Below are 16,528 nucleotides of genomic sequence, written 5' to 3' on the forward strand. Positions count from 1 at the left end.
TTTTTTTTAAGGAATATAAATTATGTTAAATGATCTTAAAGCTGCGGTAAGCGGTTTTCTGGTCGGTATTCTGGGGGGACTGATAGGTCTGGGCGGAGCCGAGTTCCGGCTGCCTATCCTTGTCGGGCTTTTTGCTTTTGATGCTCTGCCCGCCGTTATCATAAACAAGGCTGTAAGTCTTGTTGTTGTGACTTTTTCCCTCCCGGCCAGACTTGGAACCGTATCTTTCGAAACAATTCTTTCTCATTGGCATGTTATTGCAACCCTGCTTTCCGGCAGCCTCTTCGGGGCATGGTTCGGCGCAGGGTGGGCAACCAGACTGAGGTCTGAAACGTTGTTCAGGGTGCTTTCGGTTCTTCTGGTGATGGTGGCCTTTGTCCTTTTCTTCAGTCATCAGTATAGTTTCAGCGGTCTGAATTTTCTGTCAGGCATCTATCTGGTTTTAACTGGAGCTGTCTGCGGGTTTCTGATTGGAATTTTTGCCGCTGTGATGGGTGTTGCAGGCGGAGAGCTTCTGATCCCTGCAATAGTACTGCTTTTCGGGACCGATATCAAAACTGCAGGCAGTCTTTCTCTGGCGGTCAGCATCCCCACAATGCTTATGGGGTTTGCCAGATACAGCAGAGATAAAAGTTTCACAGTTATAAGTCAGCAGAAAAGATTTCTGCTGGTGATGGCGGCTGGTTCCGTTGCCGGAGTTTTTGCAGGCGGCAAACTTCTTGGAATTGTGTCCACGGGATTTCTGATACCTCTGATGTGTCTGATACTGCTTATTTCAAGTGTTAAAATCTGGAAGCACGGAAAATAAAAAAAGCCCCGCTGTTTAAGCGGGGCTTTCACCTGTTTTGGAGCTTATATCCTGACCAGCTTTACTTTTGTGTCATAGAACGACACGCTACCCCCCACTGTGTCAAGCATACAGGTATTACCCAAGTGAGGATCGACCCACATTGCGGCATTGGCATGTACTCCGGCCGCTCTTCTCGGGTCGCCTTTTATAATCCTTCCGTCAACCGTAATGTCGTGTGAACCGGTTGCCCAGTGTCCATGACCGAGAGTGAACGACATAACTCCGGGCATCATGGTTTCGCTGATGGTCACTTTGCCCACCATAGGCTTCTTCCATCCGTTCTTCAGATCATATTCGCCTGCTTTGTTAGTGACGGATGTGACCTTGACCTTATCCCCGGCCTTAAGTTTCATTTTTGCTGCGTCGGCAGGGTTCAGTATTATTGAGTTTTCGGGATAAACCGTCAGAAGCCAGTAGTTAGTCACTGTTCTGGATTTTGTCTGAGTGATATCCCTGTGTGTGATCATGCTGAGGCTGTATTCCGCTGTTTCAAGCCCGGCTTCTTTGGGAGTCTGGCCTGTGGTTGTCACAACGGGAAGATATTTTGCATAACCGGGGTTCTGTTTTCCGGTGAATGCGTTTTTGGTTCCCGCTGTTTTTTCCTGATAAAGGTTCAGCGATTTTTTGTACTGGTTCACAGCCTTGTCGCCTTTGTAGATATCAGCGTATTCCTGGAATCTTCCGCCGCGGTTCAGAACATAGACGACCTTGCGCCAGTTTGCACCTGCGATCTTAGCCCATCTTTCGGGGTCGAAAACAGTTTTGGGCAGGTGTTTTCTGGAGGCGAGAAACACTGCCAGCTCTTCGTCAGTTGCATCGGGCACAGGCTTGCCGTCCGTTGCGACGTTGGCAACGAAGCGGACATAAAGGTCGTCCATACATCTGAAATCCACACCCTCGCCCAGACCGTTTGCTCCGAAGCCTTTCATGTTCAGCTTTTCAGCAAGTGCCAGCAGAGTAGATTCGAAGCTGATGGGCTGCTCAACACCGTATACTGTAACAGTGTCGGTGATGGGGGCTATTGCAGGCTGGCGCACGGGCTGAACTTTTGAAGCCATGTTGGGGTGGCTGCCCTGCATTTCCCAGCGCTCAAGGTATGTGAGATCGGGGAAGATATAGTCGGCGTAAAGTGAGTTTGAACCCACAAGAATATCCGAGCAGATATACAGCGGGAGCTTATTCACGTCTGCCAGAACGTCGATGTTGGTGTGTCCTGCGGGAAGAGAATATGCGGATGCACCCATATAGCTGAAAAGTATTTTTACAGGATAAGGGTACTGGTGTCCGATGGAGGGGATTATCTCTTCATAAACGTCGCTGGCAAGGGGCCACCAGTTGCGCTTTGCAGGATATCCGGCAAAGAGGGTGGAATCTTCATATTTAATGTTGTGGCGGATGTTGCTGATACCTGTGGGGGTCAGTTTTCCTTTTGCGGACTTGCCGAAATCAAAGGGCTGTCCCTCTTTTCCGCCTGAGAAGTTATAGGTTGAGGCGACTATCATACCGCCTTTCCAGTCATAGTTTCCAAGCAGCATGTTGATGTTCATGGCTGCAGTGATGTTGTAAAATCCGTTTGTATGCTGTGCGGGACCTCTGTGAACGTCAACAGCCGCCATCTTGCCGTAGCTTGTCAGTTCTTTGGCAACCTGCTTTATGGATGCGGCAGGCGAACCGCAGATCTTTGCCCAGTCTTCAAGGGATTTTGACATTGCCTCTTCCTTCAGAAGCTGAAGTGAAGACTTGACCTTTATTTTGCCGCCTTTTCCGTCATCAATGACAGTATCGACAAAAAGGTCGCCTGTGACGGCAGCGGGCATGACATCGTTGTTGTAGTCAACAACGGTGGGCACACCGTTTACCATCGCAACAAGGTATTCCAGAACGTTCTCTTTGCCGTCTTTTCCGATAACTTTTGCGTTTTCGGCAAGACCTATTTCAGAAGCTCTGAGGAATTTGCCTGCGTTGCCTTTTTCATCGATCTTGACCAGAATGGGTGCGTTGCTCCATGTTGATTCGCCGGCAGCCTCTGCCGCCTTTTTGTTGGCGCAAGAAAGGTATTTTCTGTCAATTTTGTCGTTGGAGAACATCCAGTTCATGATTGCAAAACAGAGAGCGGCATCCGTTCCGGGTGTTACCGGCAGATAGTACTTTGATTTTGATGCCAGTTTTGTGAATCTGGGGTCAGCCACTGCTGTTGCCAGCTCTCCGTTTTTAAGTCTTTCTGTGATTCTGACAGTTCTGTTTGTGGGACCGTAGTTCGCTTCGAAAAGGTTTGCGCCGATGAACAGAACAAACTTCGAATTGGCGAGGTCAGCCTGAAAATAGAATTTCTGACCGTCGGAGAATTTGTTGAAAACATACTGCTCGCTAAGTGCCTTGCAGGCGAAATAGAGCGAACCCTGACACACAGTGGTGTGTCCGTGTGTGTTTGTTGTGCCGTAATAGTCGTTGAAGAAGCGTTTGAAGAATTCTGCACGTCCGCCTTTCTTACGCCCCCACATATAAACGACCTGATTGTTTCTGGCTCCGAGATCGGGGTGATCGGGATCTATAAGATATTGCAGAAGGTCAGGGTTTTCCGCTTTAAAATCAGCAACAGCTTTCTTTTTGTCTTTCTCTTTGTATATCTTCGCAATGGCGGCATCAAGACGCTTTGCTGTGTCGGAATCTTTTATTGCCCAAAGGTCTTTGAGTCCTTCAACGGTTCTGTTCTCCTCGCCTGCGACGTTTGAGAACAGCTTGCCTCCGTTAACGATTTCGTTTACGGCCTGATCAAAGGGCACTGCCACCCATTTGCCTTCGCCCCTTTTGCCTGCACGTTTCAGAACTTTTTTAATACGATAGGGGTCATAGGCCACCTGAACGCCTGCCTGTCCTTTAGGGCAGACTGCCGCATCGACTCTGGCCGCATCTTTGAGGGATGTGCTCTGAGCAATGTTCGGAACCATATTGAAAGGGTTGTAGGGGTTTCCGTCAATCTTCACCCCGTAGCCGTCCTCGATCTTAACTTTTATTCCGCAACCGGTGTTGCACTGAAGGCATACGGAATAGACCATGTTCTCAGGCTTGCTGAAGTCGTATTTTCCGCCTGATTCCGCCGCATGGGCAGTGTTTGTTTTGAACGCCATGTCCATTCCGGATGTCAGCATCGCACTGCCGAGAATGGCCGAACAGCCCTGAATGAACTGTCTTCTGGTGGTTCCTGTCTCTTCGTTTTCTATTTCAATAAATTCTTTGTTATCCATTGTTCCACCTCGTCCTGATTAAAGTACGTAGAATACACGGGGTTTTGTTTTGGAAGCGCCGAACACCGCTTTGCCTGTCTTAGGTTTTGAATCCGGAACGGATTTGATGGTCTCCGTTTTGTTAGCTTTCATAACCTTGGAGATGAGGCTCTCGGGATCGTTTATATCGCCGAAGTATGTCGCACGGCCTATGCAGGTCGTTGTACACATGGGGAGCATTCCGTCCTTAACCCTGTGCAGACAGAAGGAACACTTGCGGACGTTGCCCATGGGCGATTCGCCTTTAACTCTTTGCCACTGACCGTCATATTCGCTGAATTTGCGGGTCTCATAGGGCTGAACGGCAATGTTCTCAGTGTAATAGTTGCTGCCGTCCATTGTTCTGGCTTTATAGGGGCAGGCCTCGACGCAAAGCCCGCAGCTGATGCACTCTTTTGCGTTGAGCATGACCAGTCCGTTCTCTTTGCTTTTGAATGTTGCCAGACCCTTTGTGGGGCATACGGGTACGCAGGGAGGTGCGTCACACTGCTGGCAGGGGCGGGGTATGAACGACATTTTAACTTTAGGGAATTTTCCGCTTGTCATCTCAAATACGGGACGATAGACGACATCAGGCGGCAGAACGTTTTCCGAAATACAGCCAACTGTGCAGGCGTGGCAGCCGACGCACTTTCTGGCATCTATGAGCATGGCCCATTTTACGTCTTTGGACGGTTTTGCAAGAGCCCTTGCGAGGTCATCCTGCATAGTCAATAAAATATCTCTTTCCATTAACATGCCTCCGATAGAATTGATACGTTATAATATCAATAGACATGCCAAAGCTGACTTTGCTGATAAATAAGGTTATTTTTAGATTGTTCGATATTTTTACGCTGTTATTTGTAAGCTGACTGTACGACGACTGTAAGGAAACTTTACACTTGGGGTCTTTTAGGAAGCCTTATTACAAACCTGGCTCCTCTGCTCTGCTTTTCGGCTATGTTAACCGACGCTCCCATTGCATCGGCTATGGTCGCACAGATGGCAAGTCCCAGCCCTGAGCCTGTTGGTTTGGTGGTGTAGAAGGGCAGCATAACCTTGGCTTTGTCCTCCTCTTTAAATCCGCATCCGTCATCTTCATATTCAATTTTGATGGTTTCCTCTGACTCATCAAAAGAGCAGAGTATTTTTGATGCACCGGCCTCGGCGGAGTTGTTCAGCAGGATTGTAAATATTTGAGAAACTTTATCTTTATCTGTTACAAGAAGAGGGTCGCTTTCGGCAGTGAAAACTATTTCCATGCAGCTGAACACCTTGCGGTATGTCTGACCCTTTATGAACTCTATGAGGGCAGAGAGACTGATCTCGTCATAACGCAGGTTCACTGGTTTGGAGTAGTCCAGAAACTCGTTCAGGCGGAAGACAAGTCTGTCCGCTTCCCTGCGTATGACTGTAAAATCCTCCTGCCATTGTGAATTATCTCCTATTTCCGAAGCGACGTTATCAATGATCAGACTGATGGCCATTATGGGGTTTTTCAGTTCATGCGCGAGTCCGGCGGACATGGTTCCCAGATATGCCAGACGTTCACTGCGGTGCAGTTCCTTCTGCTGTTCGCTTATGCGGTCTATCGAGTCTTTTAGCCTGAAAGAGAGTTTTTCAATAACGTTCTGCAGGTTCCGTGTCTCTCCTGATGCATATTCGGATATGTTGAATTTATAAGGCAGTTCCAGAACATCCAGATTTGCTATCTGGCGTGAGAGGTCGTTGATCGGCTTTGTCATGCGTGCGGCGATTGCCACCCCCACAAGTGCGCCCATAATTACCACCGCTATATTTATAAAAAACAGCCCGATGACCTTTCGTGTGATCTGCCGTATGATGGATTCCCTGTTTATGTAAAAAGTGATCGTTCCCAGCCTGTTATTCCCGGCAGATATCTCCTTGGTCAGAAGGATGGGGCTTATTGTTGCCGTCAGGCTTTCCGGCCGAACCTTTGCGTCGGTTACATATTCGCCTTCATTCCCGAATACCGCTATGTTGTCAATGTGGGGGATTGCCTGCGAAACGGTCTCTATCATCGTAAAAAGTGAGTAAATGTCGTCTGTTATGATGGATTCCGCAAGATCGGATGACATTATCTTATATTGTGAGTCAATGTATTTTTCCGCTGTTGAAAATGACGAAGAGTACTCAAAATAGAAAATAATCACCATGTTGATGATAACTGTGGCGAAAGCAAGCGAGCTGATCAGCAATGCCGTTCGTCTGCTCAGGCTGTTGGGAATGAGTTTGAAGATAAGTTTTTTCAAAACTCTTCCTCAATGTATTTTTTCAGGCCGTCAATTTTAAGAGCAGAATCCGGTATATGTGTTATTTTTTTCAGAGAAGAAAATACAGCAAGAGGGCGTTTGAAATCTTCGGGATGGTCCGATCCGTGTATTTTGTCATGTCCGGCATGGTCTGATGTTACTATTATCAGGACTGAAGGACTTTTAAGAGCTTTTTTAAAGAGTGCTCCGAGCTGTTCGTCAATGAACCGGAACTCGTCAACGTATTCCTCTGACATCCAGCCGGAAACGGGGCCTTCGGTATCCAATCCGCTTATATGAAGAAATATGAACTGCTTTTTTGATGTATCAAGGACTTCCGCAGTCTTTTCAACAGCGTCATCCTTTGCAAATATTTCCGTATCAGTGGATGAGTTTTTAAGGTAGCCCAGCTTCTGCTTGCTGTATATAAGACAGGTTTCGTATCCCCTGCCTTTTGCTGCGGAAAGCAGGGTTGGCTTACTGACCCTGGGCTCCCCGACCTGCCAGGCGTTGTCTGTTTTTCCGTTCTCCAGAGGCTGCAGGCCTGTCAGCATCACAGTGTGGGATATAAGCGTTTTCGGAGGGTTTGAGCTTGTTGCAAAAGGGCTGTAAGCTCCGTTTTCTGCCAGATACATTATATTAGGAGAGTTTTCCTTTGAAACTGCGTCAGGGTGCAGTGCGTCAACGGACACCAGCAGAATTGTTTTGTAGTCTGCGGCCTGGCAGAGAGGTGTCAGAAGGAGCAGAGCTGTCAGAAAAATAAGTCCTTTCATTGCATAATGCCTGAGTAGAAGCGGTCAATTTCAGCCTTCATATCCGATATTACTTTATAGTCGCTTACGCTGGCATTCACAAATCTGTCAACGTGCAGTTTTTTCAGAATTTCGGCACCTTTAGGGTCTTTGTGCATATTCAGCATCAGATTCTTGATGTTTTCATATGTCAAAGTGTTCATGCCGGAGGCCGCAACAAAAGGAGGAGATATCATTTCCGGAGACTTATGGATCACTCTGATATTTTTTACCGCCTGCGGATCTTTCTTTCTTATTATCTCAAAGATAAGGCTGTCAACAGCCGCCGCCTGAACCACACCTTTGTTTACCAGATAGATGGATTTATCATGGCTCTTTGTGTAGTATATTTTCTTGTAGACCTTTTCAGGAGCCTGCTTGAAAGTGCGTATTGTCAGGAATGCGGGATATAGGGTTCCGCTGTTTGAAAGTCTGTCGGTGAATGCGAATGTTTTCCCCTTGAGGTCTTTAACTTCATTGATTCCGTATGCCGTATTGGCAATTATGAATGACTGATATGAGTGTTTTCCATTCATCTCGGGAACGGCCAGAACTCTTATTTTTGCATTGTTGAGATAGGGCAGTGCGCCTGTGCAGACTGAAGCAAAATCCACCTCATTTTCTGCTATCATGCGGTTCATTTCATCGTAATCTCTCTTTATGACAGGGGTTATTGTTTTATTCAGTTTGCCCGCCAGATAGTCGTTCAGCTCTCTGTAAAGGTTGAGTGATTCCTCCGGCGAGACTATGGATGCGATGCCGAATCTGAGCTGTTCGGCGTTAACGGTCAGAGATATAAAAAGACAGATGATGAGAGCTACCGTTTTTAACATGCCGCTGTTCTCCCTTCCGTTTGTGTCAGTTATTTTTGAAATAGCAGAAATACTTTCAACATACAAGTATTACATGATTTTATTCAGTGGTGTTTGCCTTTTTGGCTCTGATGTGACTTTTAAGCTGCCAATGCGGCAGTGAGCTGGAAGTATCTATCAGATACTGTTGAGTAATAAAATAAATATTGTTTTTACTGCAAACCTCCTTTTTTATTGTCTTTTTCCAGTGCTGGAAAGGAAAGCATAGAGTGACTAATAGATGACTTAAACGCAAAAAAGCCCAGCCTGAGCTGAGCTTTTTTTCCGTAATGCCGAGAGGGGGACTCGAACCCCCACAGGCTTTGACGCCCACAGGATCCTTAGTTAAGAGTAATTCTTTAGGTATTAATGAGTTGCAAAAAATAGTGTAGTCACAGCTCTATATTTATCAGTTATTTAATGTAGTCATTTGGTATTTTTGTATAGCACAATATTTTTGAATGCCTCGACATCACTAACGTATTCGCTTCGATGTATCATAGCGTGACAATTGGGGCATAAAACACTGAAGTCTTTTTTAGGGTCCATTAGTATTTTTGATTCTATAGATGATATAGGTCTAAGATGATGAGCTTCGATATAATTAGCGCCTATTGGTCCATATATTTCACCCATGTCCACATCGCAAGCTTGGCATTTATAGCCATGACTCTTTTTTGCAGCGTTAGATAATGCTGTGTTGCGTTCGATTCTTCTATGTAGCCTTATTTTGGTTGGATCTTCAAAGAATTTGCTATTAACACCACTCACTTCATCTTGTGTTACAGATGCAAGTAACATGACGTCACTTGCAGATAGATAGTTATAAATCTTAAGCATCTTTCTGAGATCATCAATTAAGATTTGTTCATCAGGGATATTATAGGCTGAGTAATAAACAGATATTATTGAGGCTGTTCCATATAAATCATTATTACTATTTTCTTTGCTGTGTTTAAGGTCGATCGGTCCTTTTTTATAGTCATTTGCTAATGAACCTAATTGCGCTAAATAATCAATTGCTTTTGCTTTTAACGCGTCTTTAGTTTTTGCTCTATATTCTTCCTTAAAAACTGTAACACCTTGATTTAAAGATAAATAGAAACCTGAAAAATCCTCTGAAAAAAGATAGACTGGATAATAGCCACATTGAACAGTATTCGTTATTAACTTATCAAAAACTGCAATCCAAGGTGATTTTGACCAGTTTCCTTTGCCAACGCTACCTTGTATTATGTATCTGTCGTCATTTACGATGTCCATAATAATTGCTGGAATATTATGTCTTACATAATTGCCAAAGTTGTTGTTGCTGAAAGATGTATGACGTGACTTAGGATACTGTTTGAGAATATATTGCAAAGCTGTTTGTAAACTCATATCAACTCCGTGTATTTTATGAATTTACACACATACTATGCTTTTTTGGGAATAAAGCAATTCTGTTGAGCAAAGTGACCACGTGATTAAAAAATGTAGTCATTTTTAATATTAATTAGTGCACGAAAAAAGGCTTTAGGTTTTTGACCTAAAGCCTTGATATTTCATGCCGAGAGGGGGACTCGAACCCCCACAGGCTTTGACGCCCACAGGATCCTTAGTCCTGCGTGTCTACCAGTTCCACCACCTCGGCCTTGCGAGAAACAGAAATTACATGAACGCCAAATAAATGTCAAGAAACTTTTTTCACTTTTTTTATTTTTATACTTTATTATATTCTTCGCTAATATGTTGACAAAAAAAGCGATAATAATTATACTTTATCGCTCAAATACCCATAGGGAGACCATTATGAATATATTTCTTCCCGATGGCGCAAAGCTCGAACTCGAAGCCGGTGCAACCGCTTTCGATGTGGCGAACACCATCAGCAAAGGACTGGCGAAAAACGCTCTCGCCGCAGAAGTTAACGGCAAACTTGCAGATATATACGCCCCCGTCGGCGATAATGATAAAGTCAGGATCATAACGGAAAAGGACACGGAAGCTCTGGAGATTCTCCGTCACTCAACAGCGCATCTTATGGCGCAGGCGGTTCAAAGGCTTTTCAAAGAAGCCAAAGTGACCATTGGCCCCGTTATCAAAGACGGCTTTTACTATGACTTCGATATGGGCGACAAAAAATTCACCCCCGAAGACCTTGAGGCCATCGAAAAAGAGATGGCGAAAATATCCGCCGAGGCTCTTCCCTGCCGCCGCCGTGAGGTGACAACAGCGGAAGCCAGAAAAGAGTTTGCAAACGAGAGCTACAAGCTCGAACTGCTCGACATCATCGGCGAAGACAGCGTATCGCTTTACACTCAGGGTGATTTCACCGATCTCTGCCGTGGCCCCCATCTGGACAACACCAAGCGCATAAAGCACTATAAGCTGCTTTCTGTTGCAGGTGCGTACTGGAGAGGCGACGAGAACAACAAGATGCTTCAGCGTATCTACGGTACTTGCTGGTTCAAAAAAGAGGAGCTTGACGCTTATCTGAACATGCTGGAAGAGGCCAAGAAGCGTGACCACCGCAAGCTGGGCAAACAGCTGAAACTCTTCACCATTGAGGACGAGGTCGGCGCAGGTTTCCCCATCTATCTTCCCCGTGGCGGCGCACTGCGTGCCACCCTTGAGGAGTTTGAGCGCAAAGAGCACCTTAAACGCGGATACGAGATCGTATACGGCCCCCAGATTCTGAAGCAGGATCTCTGGAAACTCTCCGGCCACTACGATAACTACCGTGAGAACATGTATTTTACATCCATCGACGATGTGGCGTTCGGCGTTAAGCCCATGAACTGCCTGTCGCACATGATGGTTTTCAAATCTGAGATGAGAAGCTACCGTGATCTTCCTCAGAGATATTTTGAGCTGGGAACCGTACACCGCCATGAGAAATCCGGCGTTCTTCACGGTCTGATGCGTGTGCGTGCGTTCACACAGGACGACGCCCACATCCTCTGCACCCCTGAGCAGCTGAACGACGAGATCATCGCCATCATCGACTTTGTCAACGATGTAATGACCATCTTCGGTTTCGAGTTCCAGATCGAGGTTTCAACCCGTCCGGAAAAATTCATCGGCTCCGAGGACAACTGGGAGAAAGCCACTGAGGCTCTCTTCAATGCTCTGAAAGTTAAAGAACTTCCCTATGAGATAAACGAGGGCGACGGCGCCTTCTACGGGCCGAAGATTGATATCAAGCTGAAAGATGCCATCGGCCGTTTCTGGCAGTGCGCGACAATTCAGGTGGATTTCAACCTGCCCGAGCGTTTCGACCTGAACTACATAGGCGAAGACGGCCATAAGCACAGACCCGTTATGCTCCACAGGGTTATTCTGGGTTCTGTGGACAGATTCATAGGCGTTCTGACAGAACACTTTGCGGGTAATTTCCCCTTCTGGATATCACCCGTTCAGGTGAGAGTGATAAATATTACCGATGCACATCTTGACTACTGCAAGTCACTTGTGGCAAAATTGAAGGCTGAAGGCTTCAGGGTCGATTCCGACTTCCGCAACGAGAAGGTCGGCTTCAAGATCCGTGAGGCGCAGCTCGAAAAGATACCTCACATGATAATCATCGGTCAGAAAGAGGTTGATGAGAATCTGGTTTCAGTACGACTTCGCAGTGGCGAAACTAAAAATGAGCTTGCTTTTTCTGACTACATTAGTGTATTAAAAGAGCTTGACCAAAATAAGACATTAAACCTCTGGAGGTGATATATAAAGGTCGGTGGCAAATTCGGTCCCGTAGCGGACAAAGAACGGATTAACGAAGCTATTCCCCATAAAGAGGTAAGGCTTGTTTTGGATGATGGCACACAGTTTGGTGTGTGCACAATTGACGAGGCTCTCAAGCAGGCTGAAAAAGCCGGAATGGATCTCGTTGAAGTTGCCCCCACGGCAAAACCCCCTGTCTGCCGTGTCATGGACTACGGCAAGTTCAAGTTTGAAAAAGAGAAAAAGGACAGGGAAGCCAGAAAGAAGCAACGCCAGAATCAGGTGGATACTAAGGAAGTAAAATTCCGCCCGAAAATCGAGGAACACGACTATAACGTCAAGCTGAAGGCCGTTAGAAAGTTCCTTGAAGCCGGAGACAAGGTCAAAGTTGTCCTTCGATACAGAGGACGCGAGATGATGTTTCAGGAAGCGGGAATGGAATTACTTAATAAAGTCAAGGCAGACGTCGCAGACGTTGGTGTCGTTGACCAGAAACCAGAGATGATGGGTAAACAGCAAATCATGATGATTTCACCTACTGCATCTCCGGCTGGAAACTAATTTAAAGGAGTTTTCGAAATGCCGAAAATGAAGACCCACAAGGGCGCCGCAAAAAGGTTTAAAGTTACCGGAAGCGGCAAAGTAACAGCAAAGAAGAGTGGTCTGAGACACATTCTCACTAAAAAGACCACAAAACGCAAACGCTCACTGCGCCAGACAACCGTCCTTCAAGGAAAGGATGCGCAGAACGTAAAAGTTTTGCTGCCCTATCTGTAAGAGTAAAGGAGGTTAACAGTGCCAAGAGCGAAAGGCGGGTATAAAACCCGCAGAAGAAGAAAAGAGTGGCTGAAACGCTCCAAAGGTTTCAGAGGACAGATTAACAATGTCTACAAAAAGAGCCGTGAGGCAGTAGAGCGTGCGCTCAACTTTGCCTTCGCAGGCAGAAAGCTTAAGAAACGTGATTTCAGAAAACTGTGGATCATCCGTATCAATGCCGCAGTTCGCCAACACGGACTCAGCTACAGTGTGTTTATGGGCGGCCTGAAAAAACTCGGTATCGAGCTGGACAGAAAAGTCCTTGCCGACATGGCGGTTAAAAGCCCCGCCGAATTCGAGCAGCTTTGCAAGCAGGTTAAAGCCTGATTAAGCTAAACAGGGGGAGCCAAAAGCTCCCCTTTTTTATACAGCCTCAAGAGGGCTTGGGGCTGTATAAAAAAGTAATCTTATTCAACTTGCGCTTCAGATACGAGCAGGACAAGGAAGAATTTAAAAAATGTTTTGAGTGTACGGTGATGTGTACATGATAAATATTTTTGAAATTCTGACGCAGTAGTGCGATGTATATGGAGTGCAATCGGAGAATATACATGCAAGTCGATTTACAGACCATCAGGCAATTCGAACAGGAGATAGCGCAGGCTTCCTCCACCCAGCAGCTTTATGAGGTAAAGGTCAAATACCTCGGCAAAAAAGGAATCATCAGCGAACTGAGCAAACAGCTTAAAGACGTTCCCAACGATCAGAAAAAAGAGTTCGGAATGATGATCGGCGAACTTCGCAGCTCTTTTGAGTCGCAGTATGAAGTTCAGGAGAAAAAACTGGCTCAGGCGGAGCTTTCCGCAAAGCTTACAGGCGAATCACTGGACATAACCATGTCCGGTCTGCCCATGAACAGCGGAAGCATTCACCCCATCATGTCCGTTTACTATGAAATAGTTAATATATTTACTTCAATGGGTTTCGAAGTGGCAGTGGGCCCCGAAGCGGAGCTTGACCTGTTTAACTTCGAAATGCTGAACATCCCCAAAGAACACCCCGCAAGGGACATGCAGGATACCTTCTATATATCAGAGGATATTCTGCTGCGCACACATACTTCACCTGTTCAGGCAAGAACTATGCAGTCCCAGCAGCCGCCTATTAAAATCATCGCTCCCGGCAAAGTTTACAGATGCGACTATGACCTGACACACACTCCGATGTTCCATCAGGTTGAGGGGCTTCTGGTTGATAAAGATGTGACCTTCGGCGACCTTAAAGGAACGCTGACAGAGTTCATCCAGCGCATGTTCGGAAAAGATATTCCCGTTCGTTTCCGTCCCAGCTTCTTCCCGTTCACCGAGCCCAGCGCAGAGGTTGACATGGGTTGCGTTATCTGCGGATGCAAGGGATGCCGAGTGTGTAAAGGCACAGGCTGGCTTGAGATCCTTGGCTGCGGAATGGTGAACAACGAAGTGTTCAAACACGCAGGTTACGACACCGACATATACAGAGGCTTCGCCTTCGGAATGGGCATCGAGCGTATCACCATGCTGAAATACGGCATCGGCGACCTTCGCTCATTCTTTGAAAACAACCTGAAATTCTTAAGGCAGTTTTAAGGCGGAGGTACAAAATGAAGATAAGCATCAATTGGATAAATGAATTTGTAGATACCACCGGAATCGACATGCAGGAGCTTGCCGCAAAACTTACCATGGCAGGTCTTGAGGTTGAATCCGTCGAAACGAAGGCTCGCCTTAACAACGTCGTAGTCGGAAAAGTTCTTAAATGCGAAAAGCATCCCGATGCGGACAAACTGTCCCTTTGTGTTGTTTCCACAGGCGCAGAGGAGCATCAGGTGGTTTGCGGCGCACCTAACGTCAGAGCAGGACAGACAGTTGTCTTTGCTATGGTGGGCGCAGAGCTTCCCAACGGCATAAAAATCAAGAAGGCAAAGATAAGAGGCACCGAGTCCTGCGGAATGATCTGCGCTGAGGACGAGATAGGTATTTCCGACAACCACGACGGAATCATGATACTCCCCGACAGCCTTGAGGCGGGTTCGGATGTGAACGACTATCTCGGACTGCCCGACACCGTAATGGAAATAGGCATCACCCCCAACAGGGCTGACTGCCTCAGCATGGTAGGCTATGCAAGAGAGATAGCGGCAATCTACGGCCTTAAGCTGAAAGAGAGAACCTTTGAACTGAAAGAGACCGACGACAAAGCTGAAAACTACGGCGGCGTTGTTCTGGAAAATAAAGAGGCATGCCCCACATACATGGCAAGGGTCATCAGGGATGTTACCATCGCTCCCTCGCCCGTGTGGATGCAGAACCGTCTGCGTGCGGTGGGCATCCGCCCCATAAACAACGTGGTTGACGTCACTAACTATGTGATGTTCGAATACGGCCAGCCTCAGCACACTTTCGACCTGCGTGAGATCGAGGGCAAGATAATCGTCCGCAACGCAAAAGCGGGCGAAAAGCTCCTTATGCTGGATGAAAAAGAGCGTACCTTCACCGATGAGATGCTCCTGATAACTGACGAGAAAAAGATTCTGGCTCTCGGCGGAGTAATGGGCGGCGAGCATTCGGGAATCCATGACGACACTAAGGACGTTTTCCTTGAGTGTGCATATTTCGAGCCGAAACAGACAAGAAAAACTGCCAGAAAACTCGGAATGAATTCCGATGCGGCATACAGATATGAAAGGGGAGCAGATCCCGCCAACCCCGTTAAAATGGTTGACTACGGCGCATACCTTCTTCAGGAGGTTGCCGGAGGTAAGGTCTGCAAGGGCAAACTGGGCGAATACACAGAGCCTGTGCCTGCTAAGGTCACAGTCACAACCGAGTGGATAAACAGCTATCTGGGTACCTCTGTGTCCCATGAGCAGATAGTGAAAATCCTGTCCGACCTGCACCTTAACCCCGAAGTGAACGGCACCGCAATAACTGTCACCGCACCTTCGTACAGAGTGGATATTTCTACAAATCAGGATATAGCGGAAGAAGTTGCGAGGATGTACGGCTACGACAACATCCCCACGACACTGCCCCGCATAGATGCCGACTCAAAACCCATGAGCAGACTGCTCACGGCAAGACGTGACATCGCAAACCAGATGAAGACTCTGGGATTCAATGAGGCAGTTAACTACTCCTTCATGAAGGACGATTTTTTAAAGCTGTTTGATGATGAAGCCAAGTTTGTCAAACTTCTGAACCCTATTTCAGAGGACATGAACACCATGAGAACCCAAGTGTTCCCCGGACTGCTTGCCACAATAAAATTTAACCTTAACAACGGTTTCAAACAGGCGAAGTTCTTTGAGTTTGCATCATCGTTTATCAAAACCGATGAAAAACTTCCCGAACAGCGCATGAAGTTTGCGGCGGCCGTTGCCGGACAGTTCTGGCCTATGAGCTGGGCAGCTCCCGCACCCGTCGAGCCTTTCTTCGCTCTTAAAGGAGTGCTTGAAAACGTGCTGAACGGATATAAGATTAAGGCGGAATATGTCAGAAGCGACAGACACTTCCTGCATCCCGGCAAAGCGGCTGAGGTTATGGTGGACGGCAAGTCCATCGGCTTCATAGGTGAGCTTCACCCCGCAGTGGCCGACGAGGCGGACGTTCGTGAGAACGTGGTGCTGTTCGAGGTCGATATGCCAGAGCTGATTGCAAACGCCACTTTCCAGTACAAGTTTGCGGAGTTCAGCAAGTTCCCCTCTGTTTACAAGGATATATCCGTTGTCGTGGACTGCTCCACAGCATCAGTTGATATGATAAACTGCATCAAAGGCACAAGCAAACTGGCGGAAGATGCGTTCCTGTTCGATGTCTACTCGGGCAAGGGAATTGAAGAGGGCAGGGAGAGCCGCACCTATCGTGTGTATTTCACCGCCTCCGACAGAACCCTGACGGACGAGGAGACCAACGGTCAGCTTCAGAAGATGATAGATAATCTCACGAAAGAGTTTAACGCTCAGCTGAGATAACAGAAAATGCAAAGCCTCCCGAAAGGG

Annotated in this window: 13 protein-coding genes and 1 tRNA gene; 7 read left to right on the forward strand and 7 right to left on the reverse strand. The window is 46.9% G+C overall.

Annotation, left to right across the window (positions count from 1 at the left end; genetic code table 11):
* The first annotated feature begins 22 nt into the window (after positions 1-22).
* A complete protein-coding gene (locus tag C8D98_RS06700) occupies positions 23-808 on the forward strand; it encodes a sulfite exporter TauE/SafE family protein (protein WP_132873227.1) in 786 nt (261 codons plus the stop codon).
* A 44-nt stretch (positions 809-852) separates the two neighbouring features.
* Here the strand turns inward: C8D98_RS06700 and C8D98_RS06705 are convergent, their stop codons facing one another.
* The 7 genes from C8D98_RS06705 to C8D98_RS06735 form a co-directional block, all read right to left on the reverse strand.
* The gene (locus tag C8D98_RS06705) at positions 853-4,095 is read right to left on the reverse strand and encodes a molybdopterin-dependent oxidoreductase (RefSeq protein ID WP_132873229.1); all 3,243 of its coding nucleotides are present in this window, start codon (positions 4,093-4,095) and stop codon (positions 853-855) included.
* Positions 4,096-4,113: 18 nt separating this feature from the next.
* Complete coding sequence (locus C8D98_RS06710; RefSeq protein WP_207891248.1) at positions 4,114-4,866, reverse strand: 4Fe-4S dicluster domain-containing protein; 753 nt, start codon at positions 4,864-4,866, stop codon at positions 4,114-4,116.
* A 146-nt stretch (positions 4,867-5,012) separates the two neighbouring features.
* Positions 5,013-6,389, reverse strand: a complete 1,377-nt coding sequence (locus C8D98_RS06715) for a sensor histidine kinase (RefSeq protein ID WP_132873233.1) — start codon at positions 6,387-6,389, stop codon at positions 5,013-5,015.
* Positions 6,386-7,162 (reverse strand): alkaline phosphatase family protein, encoded by a 777-nt coding sequence (locus C8D98_RS06720; RefSeq protein WP_132873235.1) that lies wholly within the window; start codon positions 7,160-7,162, stop codon positions 6,386-6,388. Before C8D98_RS06720 ends, C8D98_RS06715 begins: the two co-directional genes overlap by 4 nt.
* A complete protein-coding gene (locus C8D98_RS06725) occupies positions 7,159-8,013 on the reverse strand; it encodes a substrate-binding domain-containing protein (protein WP_132873237.1) in 855 nt (284 codons plus the stop codon). The genes C8D98_RS06720 and C8D98_RS06725 overlap by 4 nt, the downstream gene beginning before the upstream one ends.
* Before the next feature lie 444 nt (positions 8,014-8,457).
* Entirely contained in the window at positions 8,458-9,411 is a 954-nt protein-coding gene (locus tag C8D98_RS06730) for an MrcB family domain-containing protein (RefSeq protein WP_132873239.1), read from the reverse strand.
* Positions 9,412-9,578: 167 nt separating this feature from the next.
* A tRNA-Leu gene (locus C8D98_RS06735) sits at positions 9,579-9,664 on the reverse strand.
* Positions 9,665-9,822: 158 nt separating this feature from the next.
* Between C8D98_RS06735 and thrS the strand changes: the two genes are divergently transcribed.
* From thrS to pheT, 6 genes are all read left to right on the forward strand, one after another.
* Complete coding sequence (thrS, locus tag C8D98_RS06740) at positions 9,823-11,736, forward strand: threonine--tRNA ligase (protein ID WP_132873241.1); 1,914 nt, start codon at positions 9,823-9,825, stop codon at positions 11,734-11,736.
* 3 nt (positions 11,737-11,739) lie between these two features.
* Positions 11,740-12,297, forward strand: coding sequence for a translation initiation factor IF-3 (gene infC, locus C8D98_RS06745; protein WP_132873243.1), 558 nt, complete (start codon positions 11,740-11,742; stop codon positions 12,295-12,297).
* A gap of 18 nt (positions 12,298-12,315) precedes the next feature.
* On the forward strand, positions 12,316-12,513 hold the full coding sequence (rpmI, locus tag C8D98_RS06750; protein WP_132873245.1) for a 50S ribosomal protein L35: 198 nt from the start codon (positions 12,316-12,318) through the stop codon (positions 12,511-12,513).
* A gap of 18 nt (positions 12,514-12,531) precedes the next feature.
* Positions 12,532-12,879 (forward strand): 50S ribosomal protein L20, encoded by a 348-nt coding sequence (rplT, locus tag C8D98_RS06755; protein ID WP_132873247.1) that lies wholly within the window; start codon positions 12,532-12,534, stop codon positions 12,877-12,879.
* 224 nt (positions 12,880-13,103) lie between these two features.
* Positions 13,104-14,117 carry a phenylalanine--tRNA ligase subunit alpha gene (pheS, locus tag C8D98_RS06760; RefSeq protein ID WP_132873249.1) on the forward strand — a complete coding sequence of 338 codons (1,014 nt, stop codon included), beginning with the start codon at positions 13,104-13,106 and terminating at the stop codon, positions 14,115-14,117.
* Between the two features lie 14 nt (positions 14,118-14,131).
* The gene (gene pheT / locus C8D98_RS06765; RefSeq protein ID WP_132873251.1) at positions 14,132-16,501 is read left to right on the forward strand and encodes a phenylalanine--tRNA ligase subunit beta; all 2,370 of its coding nucleotides are present in this window, start codon (positions 14,132-14,134) and stop codon (positions 16,499-16,501) included.
* The last annotated feature ends 27 nt before the right edge of the window (positions 16,502-16,528 follow it).

The sequence above is a fragment of the Seleniivibrio woodruffii genome (genome assembly GCF_004339245.1).
Taxonomy (GTDB): Bacteria; Chrysiogenota; Deferribacteres; order Deferribacterales; family Geovibrionaceae; genus Seleniivibrio; species Seleniivibrio woodruffii.

Bases quoted from the DNA above. Each gene is read 5' to 3' on its own strand.
- C8D98_RS06700 (WP_132873227.1), top strand. From the start codon at position 23: ATGTTAAATGATCTTAAAGCTGCGGTAAGCGGTTTTCTGGTCGGTATT.
- C8D98_RS06705 (WP_132873229.1), bottom strand. From the start codon at position 4,095: ATGGATAACAAAGAATTTATTGAAATAGAAAACGAAGAGACAGGAACC.
- C8D98_RS06710 (WP_207891248.1), bottom strand. From the start codon at position 4,866: ATGGAAAGAGATATTTTATTGACTATGCAGGATGACCTCGCAAGGGCT.
- C8D98_RS06720 (WP_132873235.1), bottom strand. From the start codon at position 7,162: ATGAAAGGACTTATTTTTCTGACAGCTCTGCTCCTTCTGACACCTCTC.
- C8D98_RS06725 (WP_132873237.1), bottom strand. From the start codon at position 8,013: ATGTTAAAAACGGTAGCTCTCATCATCTGTCTTTTTATATCTCTGACC.
- C8D98_RS06730 (WP_132873239.1), bottom strand. From the start codon at position 9,411: ATGAGTTTACAAACAGCTTTGCAATATATTCTCAAACAGTATCCTAAG.
- thrS (WP_132873241.1), top strand. From the start codon at position 9,823: ATGAATATATTTCTTCCCGATGGCGCAAAGCTCGAACTCGAAGCCGGT.
- rpmI (WP_132873245.1), top strand. From the start codon at position 12,316: ATGCCGAAAATGAAGACCCACAAGGGCGCCGCAAAAAGGTTTAAAGTT.
- pheS (WP_132873249.1), top strand. From the start codon at position 13,104: ATGCAAGTCGATTTACAGACCATCAGGCAATTCGAACAGGAGATAGCG.
- pheT (WP_132873251.1), top strand. From the start codon at position 14,132: ATGAAGATAAGCATCAATTGGATAAATGAATTTGTAGATACCACCGGA.